The sequence below is a fragment of the Brevibacterium sp. CT2-23B genome, assembly GCF_013168765.1.
Taxonomy (GTDB): Bacteria; Actinomycetota; Actinomycetes; order Actinomycetales; family Brevibacteriaceae; genus Brevibacterium; species Brevibacterium sediminis.
The window spans coordinates 596,764-616,043 of the sequence record NZ_JABBYK010000001.1; the positions used below are offsets into that span (position 1 = coordinate 596,764).

The 19,280-nt window shown below is 64.0% G+C and carries 15 protein-coding genes; 6 read left to right on the forward strand and 9 right to left on the reverse strand.

Annotated features, from left to right (window positions below; all coding sequences use genetic code 11):
• Complete coding sequence (map, locus tag HIM68_RS02815) at positions 1–909, reverse strand: type I methionyl aminopeptidase (protein WP_139908003.1); 909 nt, start codon at positions 907–909, stop codon at positions 1–3.
• Positions 910–1,034: 125 nt separating this feature from the next.
• On the opposite strand from map, the gene HIM68_RS02820 reads away from it, so the two are divergent.
• Positions 1,035–1,760 carry a FadR/GntR family transcriptional regulator gene (locus HIM68_RS02820; RefSeq protein ID WP_172169412.1) on the forward strand — a complete coding sequence of 242 codons (726 nt, stop codon included), beginning with the start codon at positions 1,035–1,037 and terminating at the stop codon, positions 1,758–1,760.
• Between the two features lie 77 nt (positions 1,761–1,837).
• On the opposite strand, the gene ald is transcribed toward HIM68_RS02820, so the two are convergent.
• On the reverse strand, positions 1,838–2,956 hold the full coding sequence (gene ald, locus HIM68_RS02825; RefSeq protein ID WP_039207730.1) for an alanine dehydrogenase: 1,119 nt from the start codon (positions 2,954–2,956) through the stop codon (positions 1,838–1,840).
• Between the two features lie 319 nt (positions 2,957–3,275).
• Here ald and HIM68_RS02830 point away from each other — a divergent pair, with 319 nt between their 5' ends.
• From HIM68_RS02830 to HIM68_RS02840, 3 genes are read left to right on the forward strand one after another with little or no spacing between them, the layout of a single operon-like run.
• A complete protein-coding gene (locus HIM68_RS02830) occupies positions 3,276–3,479 on the forward strand; it encodes a hypothetical protein (RefSeq protein WP_062242447.1) in 204 nt (67 codons plus the stop codon).
• Positions 3,480–3,483: 4 nt separating this feature from the next.
• Complete coding sequence (gene glnA, locus HIM68_RS02835; RefSeq protein ID WP_062242448.1) at positions 3,484–4,842, forward strand: type I glutamate--ammonia ligase; 1,359 nt, start codon at positions 3,484–3,486, stop codon at positions 4,840–4,842.
• Positions 4,842–7,883 carry a bifunctional [glutamine synthetase] adenylyltransferase/[glutamine synthetase]-adenylyl-L-tyrosine phosphorylase gene (locus HIM68_RS02840; protein WP_139908005.1) on the forward strand — a complete coding sequence of 1,014 codons (3,042 nt, stop codon included), beginning with the start codon at positions 4,842–4,844 and terminating at the stop codon, positions 7,881–7,883. Before glnA (HIM68_RS02835) ends, HIM68_RS02840 begins: the two co-directional genes overlap by 1 nt.
• Before the next feature lie 78 nt (positions 7,884–7,961).
• On the opposite strand, the gene HIM68_RS02845 is transcribed toward HIM68_RS02840, so the two are convergent.
• Entirely contained in the window at positions 7,962–9,428 is a 1,467-nt protein-coding gene (locus HIM68_RS02845; RefSeq protein WP_172169415.1) for a mycothione reductase, read from the reverse strand.
• A 150-nt stretch (positions 9,429–9,578) separates the two neighbouring features.
• Positions 9,579–11,003, reverse strand: a complete 1,425-nt coding sequence (gene glnA, locus HIM68_RS02850) for a type I glutamate--ammonia ligase (RefSeq protein ID WP_101547431.1) — start codon at positions 11,001–11,003, stop codon at positions 9,579–9,581.
• 143 nt (positions 11,004–11,146) lie between these two features.
• Here glnA (HIM68_RS02850) and HIM68_RS02855 point away from each other — a divergent pair, with 143 nt between their 5' ends.
• Positions 11,147–11,587: an RDD family protein gene (locus HIM68_RS02855; RefSeq protein WP_172169418.1), complete on the forward strand. Its 441-nt coding sequence runs from the start codon at positions 11,147–11,149 to the stop codon at positions 11,585–11,587.
• A gap of 170 nt (positions 11,588–11,757) precedes the next feature.
• On the opposite strand, the gene HIM68_RS02860 is transcribed toward HIM68_RS02855, so the two are convergent.
• From HIM68_RS02860 to lipB, 3 genes are all read right to left on the reverse strand, one after another.
• Complete coding sequence (locus HIM68_RS02860) at positions 11,758–12,495, reverse strand: DUF4191 domain-containing protein (RefSeq protein ID WP_139467176.1); 738 nt, start codon at positions 12,493–12,495, stop codon at positions 11,758–11,760.
• Between the two features lie 63 nt (positions 12,496–12,558).
• Positions 12,559–13,611, reverse strand: a complete 1,053-nt coding sequence (gene lipA, locus HIM68_RS02865; protein WP_092013963.1) for a lipoyl synthase — start codon at positions 13,609–13,611, stop codon at positions 12,559–12,561.
• Positions 13,612–13,621: 10 nt separating this feature from the next.
• Complete coding sequence (gene lipB, locus HIM68_RS02870; RefSeq protein WP_139467178.1) at positions 13,622–14,260, reverse strand: lipoyl(octanoyl) transferase LipB; 639 nt, start codon at positions 14,258–14,260, stop codon at positions 13,622–13,624.
• 158 nt (positions 14,261–14,418) lie between these two features.
• On the opposite strand from lipB, the gene HIM68_RS02875 reads away from it, so the two are divergent.
• On the forward strand, positions 14,419–15,834 hold the full coding sequence (locus HIM68_RS02875) for a hypothetical protein (protein WP_172169421.1): 1,416 nt from the start codon (positions 14,419–14,421) through the stop codon (positions 15,832–15,834).
• Positions 15,835–15,896: 62 nt separating this feature from the next.
• Here the strand turns inward: HIM68_RS02875 and sucB are convergent, their stop codons facing one another.
• Together sucB and lpdA are read right to left on the reverse strand one after the other, a co-directional pair.
• Positions 15,897–17,723 carry a 2-oxoglutarate dehydrogenase, E2 component, dihydrolipoamide succinyltransferase gene (gene sucB, locus HIM68_RS02880; protein ID WP_172169424.1) on the reverse strand — a complete coding sequence of 609 codons (1,827 nt, stop codon included), beginning with the start codon at positions 17,721–17,723 and terminating at the stop codon, positions 15,897–15,899.
• A gap of 21 nt (positions 17,724–17,744) precedes the next feature.
• Positions 17,745–19,133, reverse strand: a complete 1,389-nt coding sequence (lpdA, locus tag HIM68_RS02885; RefSeq protein ID WP_139467181.1) for a dihydrolipoyl dehydrogenase — start codon at positions 19,131–19,133, stop codon at positions 17,745–17,747.
• Positions 19,134–19,280: the final 147 nt, after the last annotated feature.

Below are 19,280 nucleotides of genomic sequence, written 5' to 3' on the forward strand. Positions count from 1 at the left end.
TCAGCTCTCCTCGTGTGCGGGTCCGGCGGCAATCGCGGTGTCGGCATCGGGCAGAGTCAGGATATCGGCACCGGACTCGGTCACCACTAGTGTGTGCTCGAACTGAGCGGAGCGCTTGCGGTCCTTCGTCACCACGGTCCAGGAATCGTCCCAGACGTCCCAGTCGATCGTGCCGAGGTTGAGCATCGGCTCGATCGTGAAGATCATTCCCGGTTCCATCGTCTCCGCATGGGCGGGAGCCGCGTCATAGTGCGGGATGATGAGCCCGGAATGGAATTCGCGGCCGACTCCGTGCCCGCTGTAGTCGCGCACGACTCCGTAGTCGAAGCGCTTCGCGTACTTCTCGATCACTCGTCCGACGACGTTGATCTGACGTCCCGGTTTGACCGCTTTGATCCCACGCATCATCGACTCATAGGTGCGTTCGATGAGGAGACGGGACTCCTCATCGACGTCTCCGGCGGTGAATGTGTAGTTCGTATCTCCGTGCATGCCCTGGTAGTAGGCGGTGATGTCGACATTGACGATGTCGCCGTCCTCGATGACGGTCGAATCGGGGATGCCGTGGCAGATCACCTCGTTGACGGAGGTGCACACGGATTTCGGGAAGCCCCGATAGCCCAACGTCGACGGGTACGCTCCGTGATCGCACATGAACTCGTGCGCCACCCTGTCGATGTCATCGGTGGTGATGCCGGGGACGATCATCTCGCCGACGGCGGCCAGGGCATTGGCCGCGATCCGACCGGCCGCCCGCACCACCTCGACTTCTTCGGGGCTGTAGAAATTGTTTCCCCGGCCTTCATCGGCGTCGGCGCGACCGACGTACTCCGGGCGGGGGATGTCCTTCGGCACACCGCGTTCGGGCGAAATGGTGCCGGGCGTGAGCAGGCGAGTGTGAACAGTCATGATGGTGTCGATCCTATGCTGGAAACGCGGCTTTGTCCCGCCGCCCGGTCGCCTGTCGATGCCGCGGTGCGGGCCCGGTGGAGTCTAGAATCGGAAGCAGCCGTGCCAAGGAAGCGGGAGGCAGATTGAGCGACGACACGACATCGGCGGGCCACGAGTTCGCTGGACTGGGCGAAGTGGTGAGCCTGACGAGCGCACCGCAGCAGATCGCGGACCACATCCTCTCCGGAATCGCCGTCGGAGCGCTGCCGGAAGGCACCCTGCTGCCGGGCGAACGGACGTTGGCCGCGGATCTGCAGGTGTCCCGCTCGAGCGTGCGCGCAGCCCTGCTGCGGTTAGAGCGTCTGGGAGTCGTTGAGCGCCGCCGCGGCCGCGGGGGAGGGACGTTCGTCAAGACGGCCCGCCCCGAGGCGCTGGCTCCCATGGCCGGCAGAATCGACGAGTTCCATGCCGAGAGGCGGAACCTGCTTGACGCCCGCGCCGTCTTCCAGAATTCGCTGGCGGCGACCGCGGCCCTGCGACGTACCGAGGAGGAGCTGAGAGAGCTCCGCGAACTGGCCGAAGTCTATTCCCAACGCGCCGAAGCGGCCGCCGCGCGCACCGCGGACGCGCAGTTCCACTTCGCCATCGCCCGTGCCGGTCACAACCCGGAACTCGTGCGCATGGCCATCGACCTCGATACGAAGATCAACGCCGGTTTCCGTCACGACCCGTTCTCGGCCGAGCTCTTCGATCACGCCGTGGACGACCACGCCGCGATAGTCGAGGCGATCGCTGCCGGAGACGCAGAAGCTGCGGGAAGACTCTGCGAGGAGCACTTCAGGTACACGACTATCGTCCCCCGCCCCTAACCCAATTACTACCTGACGGCGGCCCAGCAACCTCGCGCGAGGTTGCTGGGCCGCCGTCAGGTAGTAATAGGGGTTCTTCAGTTGGCTAGGGCGTGGGCCACGGACACTGCTTCGAAGCCGAATGCCTCTGCGACGTTGTCGTTCGTGACGTGCCCATTGTGGATGTTGAGACCACGGGCCAGCGCAGAATCGTTCGACAGTGCCTTGTGCCACCCCTGGTCGGCGATCTTCACAGCAAAGGGCAGAGTCGCATTCGTCAGCGCCGCCGTGGCTGTGTTCGGCACCGCACCCGGCATGTTCGCCACGCAGTAGTAGACCGAGTTATGGACGGTGAACGTCGGATCGTCGTGAGTCGTCGGACGAGAATTCTCGAAGCAGCCGCCCTGGTCGATGGCGATATCGACGAGCACCGATCCCGGCTTCATCCCAGCGACCATCTCATCGGTGACGAGCTTCGGCGCCTTCTTGCCCGGGATGAGCACCGAACCGATGACGAGGTCGGCTGTGGCCAGAGACTTCGTGATCTCGTACTTATTCGACACTTTCGTGCCGATGGCACCGGCGAAGGTCTCATCGATCTGCCGCAGACGCGGAATGTTGATGTCGATGACCTCGACGGTCGCTCCGAGGCCCAGAGCCATCCGGGCGGCATTCGTCCCGGCCACACCGGCACCGATGACGACGACATTCGCGCGCTCGACACCGGGGACTCCGGACAACAGGATCCCGCGGCCGCCGTTGGCTTTGAGCAGGCTGTGAGCGCCGACCTGAGTCGACAGGCGTCCGGCGATCTCGCTCATCGGAGCCAGCAGCGGAAGTCCGCCGCCGTCGGGCTGGACGGTCTCATAGGCGATGGCGGTGGTGCCGGCCTCCATGAGAGCAGTGGTGAGCGCCTCATCCGCGGCGAGGTGGAGGTAGGTGAACAGGACGAGATCCTTGCGCAGGAAGCCGTACTCCTGGGCGATCGGCTCCTTGACCTTGAGCACGAGGTCGCCGGCTGCCCATGTGGTGGCGGCGTCGGGGGCGATCTTCGCGCCTGCTGCCTCGTATTCGGCATCGGCGATGAAGGAGCCCTCGCCGGCTCCTGCCTGCACGGTGACCTCATGGCCGTGGGCGACGAGTTCATGGACGCCGGCAGCGGTGATGGCGACTCGGAACTCATTGTTCTTGACCTCGGTGGGCACTGAAATGCGCATGGTGTGTCCTTCTCTCCTGATCGTGTGCCGCAGGGGCGGAGGCGACCGACTTCTCCGTCGGTCGTCGATGGTGTCAACTCTATTCCTTAGAAGGTTTGGAGAGCAAACCTTTAAATCTGTTTTCGTCACCAATGATGCGAAATCAGTGCGTCTGGGTGCCAGATAACGCGGAAAACATGATTCCAGTCGGGCTCAGACTGCACCAAAGATGCAGATAGAGCGCTTCCAACGCATAAGCGACACATTCCGTCAGTTCGCGACTTGAAACGGTAAGCTGAAAGCGTCAATGCAGAACCCCGCAGAGGAGAGAAGGCTCGCCATGGGACTCTACGAAGATATCGACGACCCGAACTCGAAGTACTACTTCAACCTCGAGACGAACACCGTGGAAAAGGGCCTGGTCAGCGACTGGACCCACCGCATGGGGCCCTACGAGACCGAGGAAGTCGCTCGCGCCGCCCTGGAGAAGGCACGTGAACGCAATCAGCAGTGGGACGAAGACGACGAGAAGTGGAACGGCTGAATAGATGTCGCGTCAGGAGGAATTCGTTCTCAGGACCGTCGAGGATCGTGAAGTGCGGTTCATCCGACTCTGGTTCACTGATGTCCTGGGACAACTGAAGTCCGTGGCCATCGTCCCCGCCGAACTCGAAGGCGCCTTCTCCGAAGGCATCGGATTCGACGGCTCGGCAGTCGAAGGGCTGTCCCGCGTGTTCGAGGCCGATATGGTGCTCAAGCCCGACCCCTCGACGTTCTCTCTGCTGCCCTGGCGCGGGGAGACCGAGCCCACCGGGAGGATGTTCTGCGATATCCACGTGCCCGGGGGAGAGCCGGCGCCGGCCGATCCGCGCAACGTCCTCAAACGCACTCTGGCCAAAGCCGCCGAGCGCGGCTTCACCTTCTATGTGCATCCTGAGATCGAGTTCTACCTCTTCAAGACCGACAATCTCGACCCTGTGTCCGGGATCAGCGACGGCACAGCGCCGATGCCCGTCGACACGGCCGGCTACTTCGACCATGTCAACGGGGGAACGGCCAATGATTTCCGCCGCGAAGCTGTCACCATGCTCGAAGCGATGGGGCTGTCCGTGGAGTTCTCCCATCATGAGGCCGGGCCCGGTCAGAACGAGATCGACTTGCGCTACGCCGACGCGCTGACAATGGCCGACAACGTCATGACGTTTCGGTCGGTCATCAAAGAGGTCGCGATCTCCCAAGGCGTCTACGCTTCGTTCATGCCCAAGCCGATGGCCGATCACCCGGGCAATGGGATGCACACGCACGTCTCCCTGTTCGAGGGCGAGAACAATGCCTTCTTCGAACCGGGGGCCGAATATCAGCTGTCGAAGACCGGCCGACAGTTCATCGCCGGACTGCTCACCCACGCCGCCGAGATCTCGGCAGTGACCAACCAGCACGTGAACTCCTATAAACGCCTCTGGACCGGCCATGAAGCTCCGTCGTACATCTCCTGGGGCCACCGCAACCGTTCTGCTCTCGTGCGGGTCCCGCAGTACAACTCCGGAAAGTCCTCATCCGCCCGCGTCGAGTACCGTGCTCTGGACTCCTCGGCCAACCCGTACCTGTCGTATGCGCTTATGCTCGCAGCGGGACTCAAGGGGATCGAAGAGGGCTACGAACTGCCCGAAGAGGCCGAGGACAACGTCTGGCTGCTCTCTTCCACCGAACGTCGGGCGATGGGGATCGAAGCGCTGCCGCGCAGTCTGTCACATGCCCTGGAGCTGATGGAGGGATCGGATCTCGTCGCCGAGACCCTGGGCGAAGAGGTGTTCGACTTCTTTCTGCGCAACAAACGGCAGGAATGGACCGATTACCGCGCGCAGGTGACTCCATATGAGCTCGCGAAGCACTTCACCTCGATGTGATGGCCGCTATCACCTCACGCACGACCAGCGTCCCGGAGGCCACCTCTCGGTTCCTCCATGAGCTCGATGAGCTCCTCGGTGTCCCTCTGGCCACTGATTCGCGGTTCGTTGATCTCCTCATGGCAACCCCGGATCCGCATGGAGCGGCGCTGGGTCTGCTGCGCGTGATCGAGGCCGCGGGGGAGGGTTCCGCGGCCCTGCTGGACGCAGTGCGGACCGGATCGAAGAGCGAGCTGGCCGAGGACGAACTCAACCGCCCCCTCCTGGCCCGGCTCCTCGCGGTCGTCGGCACCTCGGAGGCGATGGTCGACCATCTGGTCCGGCATCCCGACTCCCTGCCGCTGCTGCTCGTTCCCGACCCGTTCCTGCTGATCTCCACGCCTGCCGCCTCGGCGGTGTCCCTGCGAGCAGAGATGCTCACGGTCCTCGGTGCGGACCCCGAGGACCCGGCTCCGCGCGCGACTGTGACCGGAGATGACGGGGTCAAGGCGCTGCGAAGGAACTACCGGGATGCGGTGCTTCGCCTCGTCGCCGATGATCTGTCGGCGGAGTCTCCGGACGAAATCGTCGACCATGTCATGGCAGTCCTTTCCGACCTGGCCGCCGCTGCCCTCGACGCGGCGCTGGCCATTGCACGAGCCGAACTCGACGAGGCGGCCGACATCCGTCTGGCGGTCATCGCCTTGGGTAAGACCGGAGCACGAGAACTCAACTACGTCTCCGATGTCGATGTCGTCTTCGTTCTCGATTCCGCCGAGACCGAAGGGGCCAGGAGCCTGGCCACCGACCTCGCCCAACGCATGCGCGGCATCCTCTCCGATGCCGGTGGTGAGCCTGCACTGTGGGAAGTCGATACGGCGCTGCGCCCCGAAGGCAAAGCCGGAGCGCTCGTGCGTACGCTGTCGGAGTTCGAGCACTATTACGCCGATATCGCGGAGAACTGGGAATTCCAGGCCCTCCTCAAGGCCCGACCGGTGGCCGGCGATGTCGAAGTGGGGGAGGCGTTCTCCCAGTCACTCCTGCCCTTGGTCTGGCAGGCGGCCAGCCGTCCCGGCTTCATCGACGGGATCCGTGCGATGCGTCGGCGCGTCGTCGACCTCATCCCGGCGGTCGAAGCCCCGCGTCAGATCAAACTGGGTCGCGGCGGTTTGCGTGATGTCGAGTTCTCCGCACAGATGCTCCAGCTCGTCCATGGACGCAATGATGAGGACATCCGCACCCCGAATACGCTCGTCGCCCTCGGTGAACTCGGAGAACATGGCTATATCGGGCAGCAGGACGCCTCTGTCTTCTCCACTGCATACCGGTTCATGCGTGTCGTCGAACACCGAGTGCAGATCCCGAGGATGATGCGCAATGCGCTCATCCCCGATGATGAGGCCAAACTTCGGTCGTTGGCCCGTTCCGTCTTCCGGTCCGGATCTCGGACCGGGGATCGCCTCGAAGAGGCCCGCCGCGACTATGCCAAACAGGTCACCCGCCTCCACGAACAGATCTTCTATCGGCCCATCCTCGAGGCGGCTGTCGGCGTCCACGGCGCCGTCGTCGATGCACAGAAGCGCGGGTCGAGCCTGCAGGCTGCCGCCGACCGTCTTCAGGCGTTCGGATACGTGGACCCACAAGGAGCTTTGGGCCATATCAAGGCGCTGACGACTGGTATGTCACGCACTGCCATGGTCATCAAGCAGGTGCTTCCGGCCCTGCTCGATTGGTTCTCCGATGGAGTCGAGCCCGACCGAGCACTGCTGGCCTTCCGCCGGCTGAGCGAATCGCTGTCCTCCTCCGGCTGGTTCCTCAAGATGCTCCGCGACTCCGGTCTGGCGGCCAAATCTGTGGCCGAAGTGCTCTCCCTGTCCGGATATGCGACGGAACTTCTGCTGCGCCAGCCCGCCGCTGTCGCCTGGTTGGACCGCCATGAGAACCTTAAGGCCCGTGACCTGGAAATTCTCAATGCTGAGGTCGATGGACTGCTCAAGCGCCATGGCGCCGAGGCGGTCACTCCGATCCGTGAGACCTACAGTCGTGAACTTCTGCGGATCGCGTTGCGCGACGTCCTCGGGGTCGGGGACCGAGTCGCCATACCCGGTGATCTCTCCGACCTCATGGACCTGGCGGTCAGAGGTGCCCTGCAGGCGGTGCGAGCAGACCTCGACGGGTCCGAGACCCCGGACTACGAATTCGCAATCATCGCCATGGGCCGGTGGGGCGGACGGGAGATCGGCTACTTCTCGGACGCCGATGCGATGTTCGTCTACCGTCCCGTGTCAGACGACCTCGACGCCGAGGCGCGCGGAAGGCTGAGCAAGCACGTGACGAAGGTGGCCCTCCAGCTGTCGACTCGCCTCAAGGCCAGCGAAGGCGCTCAAGGGGTCGATCTCGATGCTGATCTGCGTCCGGAGGGCAAGAACGGCCCCTTGGTGCGCAGCTTCTCGTCTTACCAGGCCTATTACGCAAAGTGGTCCCAACCGTGGGAGGCGCAGGCGCTGCTGCGGGCCAGGCCGGTGGCAGGCGATGACGGCCTCATCGCCGACTACCTGGCGCTCATCGATCCGCTGCGCTATCCCTCGGAGATGCCGCAGAAGGCACTGACGCAGGTGCGCACTCTCAAGGCGCGGATGGAAGACGAGCGACTGCCGCGCAATGCCGATAAGCGACGACATCTCAAGCTCGGCCGGGGAAGCCTCTCCGATGTCGAATGGACCGTTCAGCTTCTGCAGCTCCAGCACGGGCATCAGGTGGAAGGGCTGCGCACGACCTCGACGCTGACGGCCCTCGACGTGGCCGCTGACGGGGGTCTGCTGCCGACCGAGGATGCCGAACAGCTGGCCGCTGCCTGGCAGCTGGCCACCGATGTGCGTTCGGCCGTGATGCTCTTCCGTGGGCGCACCGCCGAGTCGCTGCCGGCCGATCATACCGAGCTCGAGGCCACAGCCCGCCTGCTCGGTTATCCGGCAGGGGCGGGCCATGACCTCGAAGACGACTATCTGCGCACCACCAGGCACGCACGTTCAGTGATGGAACACCGCTTCTACGACTTCTGATTCTCCAGGTGCGGCAGTCCGCCTACGTGCGATCTGCCGCTCCCGGTCATCGGCCGAATCGGTGGTCGGTGGATGTGCTCAGTCGTCGAATTCGAGTCCGAGCAGGGCGTTTTCGACCACCTCGGGCAGGGCGGGGTGGATCCAGTACTGGCCGGTTGCCACCTCGTCGGCTTTCTGGCTGAAGGCCATGGCCTGGATGAGCGGTTGAATGAGCATCGAGGCTTCGTGACCGACGATATGAGCGCCGAGGATGCGCCTGGTGCTGCGATCGGCGATGATCTTCACGATTCCCGGATCATCGGCCATCGCCCAACCGTAGGCGACATCGGAGAACTTCTGCACCTTGATCGTGACGTCGTGTCCGGCATCAATGGCCTCTGCTTCGGTCATGCCCACATAGGCGACCTGTGGGGAGGAGAAGACGGCACCGGGAACGGCATGGTGATTGACTGCGGCGAGGTCGTTCGCCCGAGCACTGCCGGGCGACCCTGCGGCAACGTCTGCGGCCAGATTGCGGCCGACGATCTTCGCTTCGTGGTTGGCGACGTGTTTGAGCTGATGGGGTGAGGAGATGTCTCCGAGAGCGAATACTCCGGGAACGGGCTGACCGCCCGAGAGGACTCTTTGGTGCTCGTCCACGGACAGGCGGTTGCCGTCGGTGACGTCGAAACCGGCGGCCTCGACGTCGAGCTCGGCGGTGTTGGGAACCCTTCCCGTGGCCACGAGCACTCCGTCGGCGGTGATCGTCTCCGGCAGGTCCGCCTCGGCGAGGCGGCCGCTGGGTTCGAGGGTCAATGTGACTTCACCGTCGGCGATGTCGATCTGCTTGGACTGAGCACCGTGGAGGACGGTGTGGGAGGAGTCGAAGATGCGAGTGAACTCGTCGGCGGCCTCCTCGTCGATATTGCCCAGGAGGCGGGGGCCGCGGGCGAGGACGGTCACCTCGGTGCCGAGGGCGGCGAAGACGTGGGCGAATTCCATGGCGATGATCCCGGAGCCGATGATGACCACTCGCTTCGGCTGTGCGGCGCGGCGCATCACCGTGTTCGATGTGAACACCGGGTAGCCGTCGGAGTCGATGCGGGCTGTGTCGAGCCCGGCGATGTCGGGGATGATCGGGTGGGCGCCGGCGGCGATGACGATGCGTTCGGCGGTGATCTCCTCACCGGAGGCGGTGCGCACGGTCTTCTGCCCGGTGAAGTGAACATGTTCAGCGACAACGGTGATATTGGGCTGGCGGTCGCTGCTGCGGTACTCGCGTCCTCCGGATTCGATCGCGTCGATGCGGGAGAAGATGCGGTCCTGGAGTCCGGCCCAATCCACTTTCGGGTGGGTCGGGGTGAGGTTGTAGCGGTCGGCCTCGGTGGCCTGCTCGGCGAGGGTGGCGGGGTAGACGAACATCTTCGTCGGGATGCACCCGACGTTGAGGCAGGTACCGCCGAAGTGCCATTCCTCGGCGATGGCGGTCTTCAGTCCGGCGAACCGCTTGTCGAGGAACATGTTTCCCGATCCGGTGCCGATGAGCAGCAGGTCATAATGCGTCAAAGTCCATCCCTCCGATGGTGCGTGATCCGACCGGCCGCGTCGACGGCCGCAGAGCCGAAAGGGCGCCACGGGTGATAACCCGTGACGCCCTCACTCTATTCCACCCGGCGGCGGGATCTCAGTTCAGCTGGAATCGACCGCCGATCGAGGTCAGAGTGCGTAGTAGAGCTCGAACTCGGTCGGTGTCGGACGCAGACGAGCAACATCGAGTTCGTTCTCACGCTTGATGCGGATCCACGTCTCGATGAGGTCGGGAGTGAACACATCGCCGGCGGTGAGGAAGTCGTGGTCCTTCTCGAGCTCGTTGAGCGCCTCGTCGAGGGTGCCGGGGACGAGCTTGATGTCCTTGGCCTCCTCGGGTGGGAGCTCGTAGAGGTCCTTGTCGATGGGCTCCGGCGGTTCGATGCGGTTGCGGATACCGTCGAGCCCGGCCATGAGCTGGGCCGAGAAGGCGAGGTAGGGGTTCGACGAGGGGTCCGGAACGCGGAACTCGAGCCGTTTGGCCTTCGGCGAGGATCCGGTCACCGGAATGCGGATCGCGGCAGAACGGTTGCGCGCGGAGTAGACGAGGTTGACCGGAGCCTCATAGCCGGGCACCAGGCGGCGGTAGGAGTTGATAGTCGGGTTCGTGAACGCCAGCACCGCGCCGGCGTGCTCGATGAGTCCGCCGATGTACCAGCGAGCCAGGTCGGAGAGCCCGCCGTAGCCGTTCTCGTCGTAGAACAGCGGCTCGCCGTTCTTCCACAGCGACTGGTGGCAGTGCATGCCGGAGCCGTTGTCGTCGAAGAGCGGCTTGGGCATGAAGGTCGCGGACTTGCCGAGCTCGAAAGCGGTGTTCTTGATCACGTACTTGAAGTCGAGCAGCTGATCGCCTGCGTGCTGGAGCGTCTTGAACTTGTAGTTGATCTCCTGCTGACCGGCGGTGCCGACCTCATGGTGCGCCCGCTCCATCTCGAAGCCGATCTCCTCGAGCGTCAGCGACATCTTGTCACGGACATCTGCGTACTGATCCTGCGGCGAGACCGGGAAGTAGCCGCCCTTGAACGGGGTCTTGTAGCCCTGGTTTCCGCCGACCTCATCAGAGCCGGTGTTCCACGCAGCTTCCTGTGAGCCGATCTTGTAGAAGCTGCCACCGGGAGTGTTCTCGTAGCGGATGGAGTCGAAGAGGTAGAACTCGGCCTCGGCGCCGAAGAAGACAGTGTCGGCGATCCCAGTGGATTCGAGGTAGGCCTCGGCCTTGGCCGCGACCTGCCGGGGATCGCGGGAGTAGGGCTCATCGGTGAACGGATCGACGATCGAGTGCGTGACGACCAGCGTCTTGGCCTCACGGAAGGGGTCGATGTACGCGGAGGTGACATCGGCCAGCAGTTTCATATCGGATTCGTGGATGCCCTGGAAGCCTGTGATGGAGGACCCGTCGAAGAGCAGACCTTCGGTGATCTCCTCGGTGCCGTATGAGGCGGCGGGGAGATTGAAGTGCTGGACCACACCGGGCAGGTCGCAGAACCGGACATCGACGAATTTGACGTCATTGTCCGATATGTAGTTGACGAGTTCTTCAGCAGACGAGAACACTTAGGTCTCCTAGTTCGTGTACGGTGGCCGTTTGTCCTGACCACGGTCAATCTTAGTCGCCGAAGAATGAAGTGGTGATGTCGACCATGTTTCGGGCATGTTTCCTGAGGATCCACTCAGGCCGGATTTCGTAGGCTGGGGGAGTGATCAATCGTGACGACCTTGGTTCCTGGCTCGAAGGACCCCGGTTCGACAGGGAAGAAGACGACTGGCCCGGAAAGCGGCTGGGTCTGCCTGTCAACGGCTCGCATTCTCTGGCCCCGGCGTGGAAGCGAATCCTCGCCCTGCTCGTCGACTGGCTGATGTGTCTGGCGATCGCCAATCTCATCGATCCGGCGAATCCGATCCTCGCGCCCGCGTTCTTCGCCCTCGAGAATTTCGTGCTCGTGGGAACTCTCGGGTATTCGGTTGGCCATCGTCTCTTCGGCATCGAAGTCCGGCGCCTCGACGGCCACGTGCCGGGACTGATCAAGTCGCTCATCCGCGCCGTTCTCGTCGTGCTCGTCATTCCGGCGCTCATCTTCAACCGCGACAACCGCGGAGTCCACGACCTTGCGGCAGGAACCGTCATCCTCCGCCGCTGACCTCCCAATTACTACCTGACGGCGGCCCAGCAACCTCGCGCGAGGTTGCTGGGCCGCCGTCAGGTAGTAAGAGGGGAATACACGGGGAATGGGAAGCGGCGCCGACTCTCGTTGAGTCGGCGCCGCTTTCTTTCGCCTCGGCCGAGGGGTTTCGGCGGAGGGGACGCGGGTCAGCGTCCGCGCATCGCCTTGTGGTTCGGGCGGGCCTTGTTCGGGTCGATGCCCTTCGGGATCGGCGGGCGCGTGCCCTGCGTCCCGAGAGCAGCCAGACGATTGCGCACGGCCAGGACCTCGGCGCGGTTGAGCTTGCGCGGCAGCTTCTGCACGGCCGGGACGACCTGCTTCATCGCGAGCTGGCCCTCTTCCTTGCCACCCTGGAAGGTGTGGACCGGAACATTGGGGAGGATGCGCTCGTGGCGCTTCTTCTCCTTGGCCAGCAGCTTCGCGCTGCGTCCCTTCGGACCTTCGCTCAGCAGCACGACGCCGGCGCGACCGGTCGATCGGAACACGAGGTCGCGGCTCTTCGGATCGACGGCGATGGGCTTCTCATCCATCAGGTATCCGCGGCGGGCCGTGTTGAGAACAGCGCCGAAGGCTCCGGGCTGTCCGTCCATCTGAGCGAAAGCGGCGGTCTCGGCGAAGCGGCCGAGCATGAACATGCCCAACAGCAGACCGACCATGAAGCCGAGGATCGTCGTGAAGATCGCGGTGGTGCCGCCGATGAGCAGACCGATCAGCAGACCGATGAGCGTGCATCCGAGGATCGCCGCAGCCAGCAGCCACGGAGTCGCTTTGTTGTGTTTGGCGGACAGCTCGTAGACCTGACGCATCTGCGCCAGTCGGCCGGGCTTCTTGTTCGGATCCTTTGGCTTGCGCCGGAAGAGTCCCTTACGCGGTTCTTCGCTCATTCTCTCACTTGCTCTTGAGGGGCGTTGCGGCGTCGCCTCCGGTAATCAGGGGGAGGCCGACGCTCATTGCTCAGCAGTCAAGTCTACCTCTTCGCCGGGGCCGAAGGTATCCACAACGGCCTGCGCCTCCTGCTTGGCGGGGGTGTGCTTGTCCAGGTGCGCCAGATGCGAGGGGATCTCCTCTCCGCGGCGGCGCATGGCGGTGGCCCACAGGCGTCCGGCACGGTACGACGAACGCACGAGCGGACCCGACATGACACCGAGGAAGCCGATCTCCTCTGCAGCGTCACGCAGCATCACGAAGTCGGCGGGCTTGACCCACCGGGTGACGGGATGGTGCCGAGGAGAGGGACGCAGGTACTGCGTGATGGTGATGAGGTCGCAGCCGGCATCGTGGAGGTCCTGCAGTGCGGAGATGATCTCGTCGTTCGTCTCACCCATCCCGAGGATGAGGTTCGATTTCGTGACCAGGCCGGCCTCGCGGGCCTGAGTGATCACCGACAGCGATCGTTCGTAGCGGAATGCGGGACGGATGCGCTTGAAGATGCGCGGAACCGTTTCAACATTGTGCGCGAGCACTTCAGGTCGGGAGGAGAACACCTCGGCGAGCTGATCCGGCTTGGCATTGAAATCGGGGATGAGCAGCTCCACGCCGGTGCCGCGTCCGTCGACATACGAGAGGTCGTGGATCTGGCGCACGGTCTCTGCATAGAGCCAGGCGCCGCCGTCTTCGAGGTCGTCTCGTGCCACACCGGTGATCGTCGAGTAGCGCAGACCCATCTCCGCCACCGAGGCGGCCACGCGGCGAGGTTCGTCAGCGTCGAATTCAGCCGGTCGGCCGGTGTCGATCTGGCAGAAGTCACAGCGCCGGGTGCACTGTTCGCCGCCGATGAGGAAGGTCGCTTCGCGATCTTCCCAGCATTCGAAGATGTTCGGGCAGCCTGCCTCTTCGCAGACCGTGTGCAGCTCCTGCTTGCGCACGAGCGACTTCAGTGCGGTGTATTCGGGGCCGATATGGGCCTTCGCTTTGATCCAGGCCGGCTTGTCCTCGATGGGAGTCTCGGAGTTGCGGGCTTCGACGCGGAGCATGCGGCGGCCCTCTGGTGCGATCGTCATCTGAGTTCTCCTAAGCGGTGATGGTCTCGTGCAGGATTTCGTCGAGTCGCTGCGCCACATCTTCGGGAGTGACGGTCCGACCGAGCTCAGCACTGATGGACGTGGTGTCGGCGTCTGTGATCCCACACGGGATGATGGACTCATAGGCGCCGAGGTCGTTGCTGCAGTTCAGGGCCAGGCCGTGCATCGTCACGCCTTCGTGGATGCGGATGCCGATGGCACCGATCTTGCGGTCGCGACGGAGTTCGTCGCCGCGCAGCCAGACACCGGCCCGGCCCTCGATCGTGGTCGCCTCGATCTCGTATTCGGAGAGCAGTCGGATCATCGCGTCCTCGAGTTGGGACACGAAGAGTCGGACCTCTTTGGGGTCGTTGAGCTTGTAGATGCAGTAGGCGACCAGCTGTCCGGGACCGTGCCAGGTGATCTTCCCGCCGCGGTCGACGTCGATGACATCTGTGCCGTCGGTCGGTCGTTCGAAGTCCTCGGTGCGCTTGCCGGCCGTATAGACCGGGGAATGCTCGAGGAGTAGGATCGTCGATCGACGGTCGCCGGCGAGCACTTCGTCGTGGTATCTCTTCTGCAATTCCCAAGTCTGCCGATAGTCCGAGAGGACAGGGGCGAACCCGAGCGTTTCTGTGGCCAGGGGCATGGCTCCACACTATGACTCTTGACCCCAGTGTTCAATTTGTTTCCAATCACATCTGGCGACCTCCACCGAGGCTGTGGCCCTTGACACATAACGACATCGGCGAGCATCATTAAACAACACTAAATGCGACTGATCATCATCAACGGAGATGACGAACCATGACATGGGAGTTCCAAGCAACGATCGCGGATGATATCCATCGCGTCGTCGATTCCGACGGTCGCAGTGCATGGGGCGTCGTGCACAATGATTTCGATGCCGACGACCCCCGTGTTCTCGCCCTCACCGAGGTGGCTCTTCCGACCGGCGCCCGTTCCCTTCTCATCGTCCCCGCTTCGCCCGGTGGTCTCGTCCTCGACGTGATCCGCACCTATCAGGGACTGACCGAGGCCGAGCTGTGCACCCTGTTCCTGGGCATCATCGAGGAGCTCACGACGTGCACGCGACCAGAGGATCGGCTCACTCTGTCCGCGTTCTCCCTCGACGCCCACGGTCGACCGGTCCTCATTCCCGGAGTCTCGGCGCCCATTGCGACGACACCGCGCCGTGCCGTGGGAGAGATGATCTATCACGCCGTCCACGGGCGGCCGTGGGCCGAGGTGCTGCTTCCCGTCGACCTCGCTCTGTCCGAGTCATCGTCGGCTCTGCGGTCGCTCGTCGCAGGCCTCCTGGACGATGCGGCGTCCGAAATCGGGTTGGGCACCGCCCTCGCCGAGGCGGCGGATTCCCTTCGTACACTCGACCGTCCCGCTACGCTTCCAATGGTGCCTGCCGAGAGCGGAACGTCGCCGGAATCGGCCCTCACGGCTCGTCTGCGCGTGGCAACCGGACTCAGACCGCACCGGCGATCCGAGGAGGACAGCGGTTCGACGCACAGCGCACCGGCCCCGCCTCTGCGCGGAGGCGGAGTGACTCCGCTGCGCGCCGAGGCGAAGAGCTCGCGACGCTCGAGACGTGATCGCCGACGCGCAGGCGGCCGAAAGGAGTGGATGGCACCGCTGCTGGGCTCCGTGGACTCCCTGTGGACCCGCCTGCGGGCGGTGGACCTGCATCGTGTGTTCGGTCACGGCACCCTGCTCATCGGCCTCGCCGTGTGCCTGACGGTTCTGGGCGGAGTCGTCGTCTGGTCCTCATGGTCGTCCACCGCGGCCGTGAGCGGAGAAGAGGCGCCGTCCGCCGAGGGGGCGACCCGGCCGCCCGAAGCGACGTCGACGCCGAGCGCAGACGACGTGTCCGCCGTCCTCGAGGAACTGTGCGAGTCACGCGCAGCAGCTCTCAGCAATGGCGACGAGGCGGCTCTGAAGGCACTGACTGTGCCCGACTCGGCCGCCGCAGCAGCCGATGAGCTCATCGATCCCTCGGCGTATGCCGACTCCGACTATTCGATCGATGTCGAGGACGTGGAGATCGTCGCCGCCGACGATGACCGGGTGGTCGCCTCGGCGCTCATGCGGTCGAGCGGAGGCACCGGGGCCGCCCTGGTGGAGTTCGCCGAGCAGACCGTCGAGTTCGAACTGCACAGAGTCGAGGGTACATGGCTCGTAGCGGAGGTCCGGGAGGCGACGACGCGGTGAATGGCCCGAGGGGCCGACCACGAATGGTCGGCCCCTCGATCAGGTGTGTCGGAGAGTCAGGCTCAGAGGTCGAGATCGGCCTCGAAGTTGCCTTCTTCCAGACGTGCCTTGATGGTCTGCAGGAATCGTCCTGCATCCGCACCGTCGACCAGCTGGTGGTTGTAGGTCAACGGCAGGTACACCATGTCGCGGATGGCGATCGCCTCATCGCCGTCGGCCGTCTTCACGGCGATGGGACGGCGGACGATCGCGCCCGTGCCGATGATGCCCATCTGCGGCTGGTTGATGATCGGCGTGTCGAACAGTGCCCCGACGGAACCGATGTTGGTCACCGTGAAGGTACCACCCGAAAGCTCGTCCGGCATGATCTTGTTGTTGCGGGTCCGGTCGGCGACATCGTCGATGGCCTTCGACAGACCTGCGACGCTGAGGTCACCGGCATCCTTGATCACGGGCACGAGCAGTCCGCGCGGGGTATCGACCGCAACGGCCAGGTGCTCGTGATCGAAGTAGGTGATCTGCTGCAACTCGAGATCGTACTGAGCGTTGACCTTCGGGTGCACCTGAAGCGCTTCGACGATGGCCTTGGCGAAGAACGGCAGGTAGGTCAGCTTCGAACCGTGCTTGGCCTGGAATGCCTCCTTATTGGCCTTGCGCAGCTTGACGACGCGAGACATATCCACTTCGATGACCTGCGTGAGCTGAGCGGAGACATCGAGTGACTCGCTCATGCGCTTGGCGATGGTCTGGCGGATACGCGAAGCCTTCTCCGTGGTGCCGCGCAGCTTCGCAGCCTCCTCGGGGATCTCGACCTTGAACGGAGCCTTCGGAGCTCCGGCCGATGCGCCGGACTGTGCCGCGGGAGCGGCAGCAGGGCCGTTCTTCGCGGCCGATTCGACATCCTGCTTGCGGATGCGACCGCCCACTCCGGTGCCGGAGACCTGCGAGAGGTCGACACCCTTCTCGCGGGCCAGACGGCGCACGAGGGGAGTGACGTAGGCAGCGTTCTCACCGACGGTGTCGGCGGCGGCAGGTGCCTGTGCAGCTGCTTCCACCGGCTCTTCGGCCTGAGCGGCCGAGGCGGACTGTGCGGATGCGGTCGCGGCCGGCTTGGGAGCCGATTCCTGCTTCGCTGCCTCCTCCTTGGGGGCTTCCTGTTTCGGAGCCTCTTCGGCGGGGGCTTCCTGCTCCGGAGCTTCCTCGGCGGGGGCCTCTTCCTTGGGCGCTTCCTCAGCCGGTGCGGATTCGGCCGGGGCACCGGAACCGATGCGAGCCAGAGGCGCGCCGACCTCGACGGTATCGTCCTCTTCCGCCAAGTGAGCCTGAACGACTCCGGCAACGGGGGAGGGGACCTCGGTGTCGACCTTGTCGGTGGAGACCTCGAGGAGCGGTTCGTCGACCTCGACCTCTTCACCGACTTCCTTGAGCCAGCGGGTCACGGTGCCCTCGGTGACGGATTCGCCGAGCGCGGGCATTGTGATCTCGGTGCCTTCGGAGGATCCGGAATCCGAAGCGGCAGGTTTCGGATCCTCGGCCGGGGCCTCTTCGGCCGCGGGTGCTTCTTCGGCCGCCGGTGCTTCTTCGGCCGGGGCCTCTGCAGGCTCCTCGGCGGGTTCCTCCGCAGGTTCCTCGTCGTCGGTTGAAGCGCCGCTGCCGTCGCCGATGTAGGCGAGGTCGCCGCCGACCTCGACCACGTCATCTTCTTCGGCCAGGATCTTCTCGAGGGTGCCTGCGTAGGGGCTCGGGATCTCAGTGTCGACCTTGTCGGTCGACACCTCGAGCAACGGCTCGTCTACCTCGACTTCTTCGCCCACTTCCTTGAGCCAGCGAGTGACAGTGCCCTCGGTGACCGACTCTCCGAGAGCCGGCATCTGAACGGAATTCGACATGAGTATTCGTCTCCTCGGATCTTATGAGTGGAAGTGCAGGGGTTTGCCGGCCAGGGCCAAGTGCGCCTCGCCGAGTGCTTCGTTCTGCGTGGGGTGCGCGTGGATGAGCTGCGCGACTTCCTCGGGGAATGCTTCCCAATTGACGATGAGCTGCGCTTCACCGGCCTGCTCGGACAGGCGAGCACCGATTCCGTGCACGCCCACGACCGGACCGTCCTTCTCGCGGATGACCTTGATCAGGCCTGTGGTGCCCAGGATCACGGACTTGCCGTTGCCGCCGAGGTTGTACTCGAGCGATTCGACCTGGTCCGCTCCGTACTTCTCTTCCGCCTGAGCGGAGGACAGTCCGACGGAGAAGATCTCCGGTTCGCAGTACGTCACGCGCGGGATGCCCGATTCGACGACCGGTGCCGGGTTGAGGCCGGCGATCTCCTCCGCGATGAAGATGCCCTGGCCGAAGGCGCGATGGGCCAGTTGGAGTCCGGGGACGATATCGCCGCAGGCGTAGATGTTGCCGACGCCGGTGTGGAGACGTTCATTGGCGAGGACGAACCCGCGATCCATCGGGATACCCTGCTCTTCGAAGCCGAAGCCCTCGGTGACCGGGCCGCGGCCGACGGCGACGAGGAGGTACTCAGCCTCGAGCGTCGAACCGTCTTCGAGAGTGACCTTGACCCCGTCGGCAGTCTCTTCGACGCCCTTGAACATGACGCCGAGCTTGAACTTGATCTTGCGCTTCTTGAAGGCGCGCTCGAGGTTCTTCGAGATGGTCTCGTCCTCGTTGGCAACGAGGTGCTTGAGGCCCTCGACGATCGTGACGTCAGCTCCGAAGGAGTTCCAGACGCTGGCGAACTCGACGCCGATGACGCCGCCGCCGAGCACGATGGCCGAGCTCGGGACCTTGTCGAGCTGGAGAGCCTCGGTGCTCGTGATCACGCGGTCGGTGACCTCGAGACCGATGGTCTTCGATGTCGAACCGGTCGAGAGCAGAACGTTCGTGCCCTTGACGGTGTGGTTGCCGTCTTCGCCGGTGACCTCGACAGTGTCTTTGCCGACGAGCTTGCCGGTGCCGAAGTAGGTGTCGATTCCGCGAGCCTTGACCAGACCCTGCAGACCCTTGTAGTTGCGGGTGATGACCCCGTCCTTGTACTCGAGCACCTTGGCGATGTCGATCCCCTTGAACTCGGCTTCGATGCCGAAGGTCTCAGAGTTCTTGGCGGTGTCGGCGACTTCTGCGGCGTGCAGAAGAGCCTTCGTCGGCACGCAGCCACGGTGCAGGCAGGTGCCTCCCACCTTGTCGCGTTCGATCAAAGCGACCTTCATGTCGAGCTCTGCGGCTCGCAGAGCAGCGGCATAGCCACCGGTTCCGCCACCCAGAACGACAAGGTCGTAGGTCAATTCGTCACTCACGGATTTCTCCTCGTAGCTGTGAATAAGCCTGCAGTACGCAGCTTTCAGTCTTATCTTTCCACTTTTCTTGCGCGGGGCGAAGAAAAACGCTGTCTGATTGGACACAGGTGGGCATCATCACGTTCACCTCGACAGCGTGTAGAACCA